6 protein-coding genes are annotated in these 4,882 nt (G+C 40.5%); all 6 read left to right on the top strand.

The window, feature by feature from the left end:
- The first annotated feature begins 34 nt into the window (after nucleotides 1-34).
- On the top strand, nucleotides 35-2,698 hold the full coding sequence (locus tag PG840_RS16380) for a hypothetical protein (protein ID WP_270613893.1): 2,664 nt from the start codon (nucleotides 35-37) through the stop codon (nucleotides 2,696-2,698).
- A 2-nt stretch (nucleotides 2,699-2,700) separates the two neighbouring features.
- Complete coding sequence (locus PG840_RS16375) at nucleotides 2,701-2,850, top strand: hypothetical protein (protein WP_167531634.1); 150 nt, start codon at nucleotides 2,701-2,703, stop codon at nucleotides 2,848-2,850.
- 33 nt (nucleotides 2,851-2,883) lie between these two features.
- Nucleotides 2,884-3,030: a hypothetical protein gene (locus PG840_RS16370; RefSeq protein ID WP_270613892.1), complete on the top strand. Its 147-nt coding sequence runs from the start codon at nucleotides 2,884-2,886 to the stop codon at nucleotides 3,028-3,030.
- Nucleotides 3,031-3,082: 52 nt separating this feature from the next.
- Entirely contained in the window at nucleotides 3,083-3,832 is a 750-nt protein-coding gene (locus PG840_RS16365) for a TRADD-N-associated membrane domain-containing protein (protein WP_270613891.1), read from the top strand.
- 112 nt (nucleotides 3,833-3,944) lie between these two features.
- The gene (locus PG840_RS16360) at nucleotides 3,945-4,412 is read left to right on the top strand and encodes a phage holin family protein (protein ID WP_330674153.1); all 468 of its coding nucleotides are present in this window, start codon (nucleotides 3,945-3,947) and stop codon (nucleotides 4,410-4,412) included.
- A gap of 33 nt (nucleotides 4,413-4,445) precedes the next feature.
- Nucleotides 4,446-4,882: GH25 family lysozyme (locus PG840_RS16355; RefSeq protein WP_270613890.1), on the top strand; the 437-nt coding region annotated here is incomplete at its 3' end.

Raw genomic sequence — 4,882 nt, 5'->3', positions numbered from 1 at the left:
GGAGCAGAAGATCTGGTAACAGAGGAGCAGTAGTATGGACAATATCGTATCTGCAAAATTAGATTCCAGATACGCATCCACGCTGGGGGTATGGCAGTATGATTACGGTCAGGTGCTCCGGATCACAGGTCCGGAGCTTCCACCGGCAGTGGAAGTGCAGTTTTCGCTGGACGAGAAATTAGGAGAGACATTATCCAGAGTCGGCACGACGGTAGACGGAGTTACAGAGGTAAAGATTCCGGATGAATTACTGACACACAGTGCGACAAGTAATTACCGGATCTATGCTTATATCTATCTGACAGATGAGACTTCAGGAAACACCAAATATGAAATTACAATCCCGGTCAGGGTACGTAGTAAGCCAACCTCTCCGGCAGAAGATCCAGAGACGGATCCGGATCTCTTTAGGGAGACAGTAGTAGCGGTCAATGCATCTGCTGATCGAGCAAAGATGGCAGAGCAGAATGCAAAGGAAAGTGCGACAGAAGCCGGTAAGTATGCTGCTAGTGCATCGGAGAGTGCAGTTGCAGCAGAAAAGACCAAGGAAGATGCTCTTAGGAAAGTCGGAGAGAAAGAGCGGGAAGCAATCGAAGCTATCCAGAATCAGGAAGAGACCTCCGTAGGAAAGATTACTACTCACACTGATGGCGAGATCCAACGGATTAAAAATCAGACAGCAGAGTCCAAGGGAGAACTTGAACAGACCATTATAAATGCTGGTGTTTCCGAGAAAGAACTTGAACATTCTATTGAGACAGCCGGTACTTCTAAGACAGCACTGGACAAGTCGGTGGAGCTGGCGGGAACTGCAAAGACAGAGTTGGATACGTCCATCCGGGAAGCAGGAACTGCCAAGACTGCATTAGATGAGTCTACAGAGACGGCAGGAACGGTTCAGGAAACTCTGAGTGCGACTGTGAAGCAAGCGGGTGTATTGGACACTTCTCTTGGTGAGAATATTGAAACTGGGACACAGCTCAAGACAGACCTTACAGCATCTGGCGAGAAAGCAGTCCAAGATATTCAGGCAGCTGGAAGTGAACAGCTGGGTAAGATGCAGGCAGTGGCGGAAGAGTTCACAGCCGATCGGGAGCAGATTGCGACCAATAAAGAGGATATTGGTTCGCTAAAGGAAGATTTATCCAACAAAATTACAAAGTTCTATGCATCGAATCAGGGCGAAACTCATCTTGCCGATTCTGACAATGGGAAAATCATGGATATGATGCTGTATGGACGGAGTGAGCAGAAGCAGTATAAAGGTATAAATTTATTACCGCCAGATACTAACTTTGCAGAATATATAGAAGTTTCTATTCCAAAAGGTTCGTTTGTATTTTGGGCTACAGATGGAACTCCTGCTATTGGCGGTAATTTTAGATTCTTCAACGAAGATAAAACAGAAGATACATGGCTTGGAATTGATTCCGGTACTACTTCATTGATGAGGGATTTAACAATTGATGCGAAATATGTACAGATTCTTATTGATGGAGATTTTGATTTATCTAAAATATGCTTAGGTATTGGAAATGAACCAATATATGAGCCTTATGTTGGCGGCAAACCATCCCCATCACCGGATTATCCGCAAGAGATTAAGAGTGTTGGAGATAGTGGAAGCGTCGCAGTTAAGGTGATGGGGAAGAATCTGCTTCCTACAAACTGCGGTCAAAATATAACGGCACTACGATACGATGCACAATACAATAGATGGGCTTTTGATGCGCTAAAACCGATTGGTATGGTAAATCTTCGGATAATTGACCCTATGACCGCACACTACCTTTTATCTCCTGGCACATACACTATAACACTAGTATCTTTTGAGAACGTTCAAAATGTTACTATATCTGCGGTTAATGCCGATTGGAAAACTCTTGCAACTGTTGTACCCGGTAGACTGAGCAAAACCTTTTCGGTTGATGCCAACACCATTGTTGGGTGCTACTTTGTGCCGGAAGACGCTAACGCCACGGGTTGCTTGCAAGTTCAGCTAGAACTTGGCACAACCGCTACCTCTTATGAGCCATACACCGAGCAATTCGTCCAGCTCCCCTACACACTCAACGCCATCCCAGTAGCATCTGGCGGCAATGTAACGATTGATGGTCAGCAGTATGTTGCGGATTATGTGGATGTGGAACGTGGAAAAGTAGTTAGAATGTGTGGAAGTGAAGCACTTAATACAAAAAACGGGGAGATTAATGAAGAATATCGATTAGCTATCAGACTTGATACTCCTGCGGGTAAAGATGGTGGTAAAGAGTGCATATTTTCAACATTTAAATGGAGCAATTGGACAACATGTGTATCAGGCACATCACTATATATAAAAAATATAAAAAAACCAAATAATGAATTATATACCGCGCAAGAATTAAAGGAGCTGAGTATTGATTTTGATGTGATTTATCAATTATTAGAGCAACAAGAAACCGACCTCACACCAGAACAGACACAGGCATTAAAAGAACTTGTAACCTATTATCCAGTAACAAACATCAGCGTCAATTCAGACCAGTTAGACGGATATACAGTATTTAACTACCCGATTAGCATGGCTAATGGATGGAACTATGTAAAACAGCAACTCAACGACAATCGTGATTATATCTATGACATGGATATACAATCAGCAGAAGCCTATGTTAACAGTGAGTACGCAGTAGCACTTGCAGAATTGGAGGTATGATTATGTTATACAAGACACTGAAAAAATTAAAGGAAAGAAACGGTCTGACAGAAGATCTGAAGAATAAGATTGACATTTTCTTCGCCACGGGCAGGATTACTGAGGAACAGTATAATGATCTGATGGATATTGGCAATGAAGAAATTCGCTAAAGTGGGGCATTAACAGATTAAACAATTGCAGAAATGCTTACATTTGACGCAATTCCGGAGAAGTACCAGGAAAAAGTAAAAGGATATAGTATTGAATATGTGAAGAAAGGAAAAAATTTTGCGGAAGAGTATGAGATGCTGTATAAAGAGGAGTATCCGGACACAGAAAAGCGAGCATAATTCTTGGCAGACCGTTCCTTCTGTTGTATAATGACGATGGAAGGAGAGAAATATGTCATATAGTGAATTAAAAGAAAACGAACTTAAATCTTTATTAAATGCTGCTGAAAATAAAGAAAAAAATAAAACAAGGAAAATATTGGTATTTTTAGTTGTGTTTGCCCTTGGATTTTGCCCTATGTGTTTTTACTACTGGTATACATCAAGCTATTGGAAATCACAAAGAGAGATAACAATTGGAAATATTGTAATAGCTTTATTAGTTGCTTTGTTTTTGGGAGTAATTTCAATTTTAATGTTACAATATTTAGATGAATGTAAAATAGAAATGTTTAAGTCGAAACTTATTGGTTTAGGAATTGAAGATGCGAAGAAAAATGTGGATGAAGATATTTATCAGAATCTAATAAAGATTAGTTATAAATATTTGGACGAGTATTATTTACAAACGAGACAACAAGCACAAAAAGGTTTCTTTGTAACTGTGTATGTTGCTATAGTAGGAGCGATTATCGTGGCAATTGGTATTGTAGCTATGTTTTTTGGAAAAACTACGCCTGCATATGTCACAACGGCATCAGGAGTAGTCACGGAATTTATTGCAGCAGTATTTTTTTATTTATATAATAAAACGGTAGCTAGTATGAGTGATTATCATAATAAATTAGTGTTGTCTCAAAATGTTTCTATAGCATTAAAAATTTCAGAATCGATGTCAAAAGAACAAGGAGAAAAGGTAAAAGAACATATTGCAGAAGAACTTATGAAAGATATAAACACTTATATACATTCGGAAAATTAAGAACGGAATTGCCGTTCTTTTTTCTATGCAAAAATCGAGGTGATTATATGGAAATACGTGCAAGACCGAGAGGTCTTATTTTTGTACGCAAAATTAAGAAAGGACGATTAATATGATGGAAAAGATTTTGTTTTTATTATCAAGTAACTCATTCATTCGGGTTCTGCTGATTGCGGTGACGCTGGACACGCTTCTGGGTGTTCTCCGGGCAATCAAGGAGCATAAATTTAATAGCTGCGTCGGCATCGATGGAGCAATTCGTAAGGCGGCTATGCTCTTCTCGGTATGCCTTTTAATGGCTACGGATGTGATCATGCATATAAATGTGCTGTTTATGGTTCCGGAAACATACATTAAGGTTCTCGGCATCAGCAAGCTTGGAATCTGTGAGCTTTTCTGCCTGCTATTTATTTTGTATGAGTTGGTGAGCATTTTGAAGAATATGACATTATGTGGTCTGCCGGTTCCGTCAGGCGTGAAGAAATGGATCCAGAAGTTTTTGGAAGATATGACAGAAGAGCTTCCGGAAGAAAAAAGTAACTATGAATTAAATACAGAAGCAAGAACAGAGGGCGAATAATCGTCCTCTTTTTATTTGGAAGGAGAATGTATTATGGCAATGAATGGAATTGATATTGCAAGTTACCAGAGTGGAATCGACCTCAATGTGGTTCCATACGATTTTGTAATTATTAAGGCAACGGAGGGAACAGGCTACACAAATACAGACTTCGCCAGAGCTTATGCACAGGCGAGACATGCTGGAAAGTGCCTTGGTATTTACCATTATGCAAACGGTGGCAACGTTCAGGCAGAAGCGGATTACTTTCTGAACAAGGTTGGCGGTCGCTTGGGTGAAGCAATTCTCTGCCTTGACTGGGAGGGGAAGAATAACCCGGCGTTCGGTAGCTCTGACTTTGCATGGTGTAAATCGTGGCTTGACTATGTGTACCAGAAAACAGGTGTACGTCCGCTTTTGTACTGTTCACAGTCTGTAGCCTATAAATTTTCTAATATTGGCAATTACGGACTCTGGATTGCACAGTACGC

The organism is Coprococcus sp. AM97-35, assembly GCF_027697525.1.
Taxonomy (GTDB): domain Bacteria; phylum Bacillota; class Clostridia; order Lachnospirales; family Lachnospiraceae; genus Allocoprococcus; species Allocoprococcus comes.
Note: the sequence above shows the minus strand (reverse complement) of the source record. Positions and strands in the feature narration are given on the sequence as shown.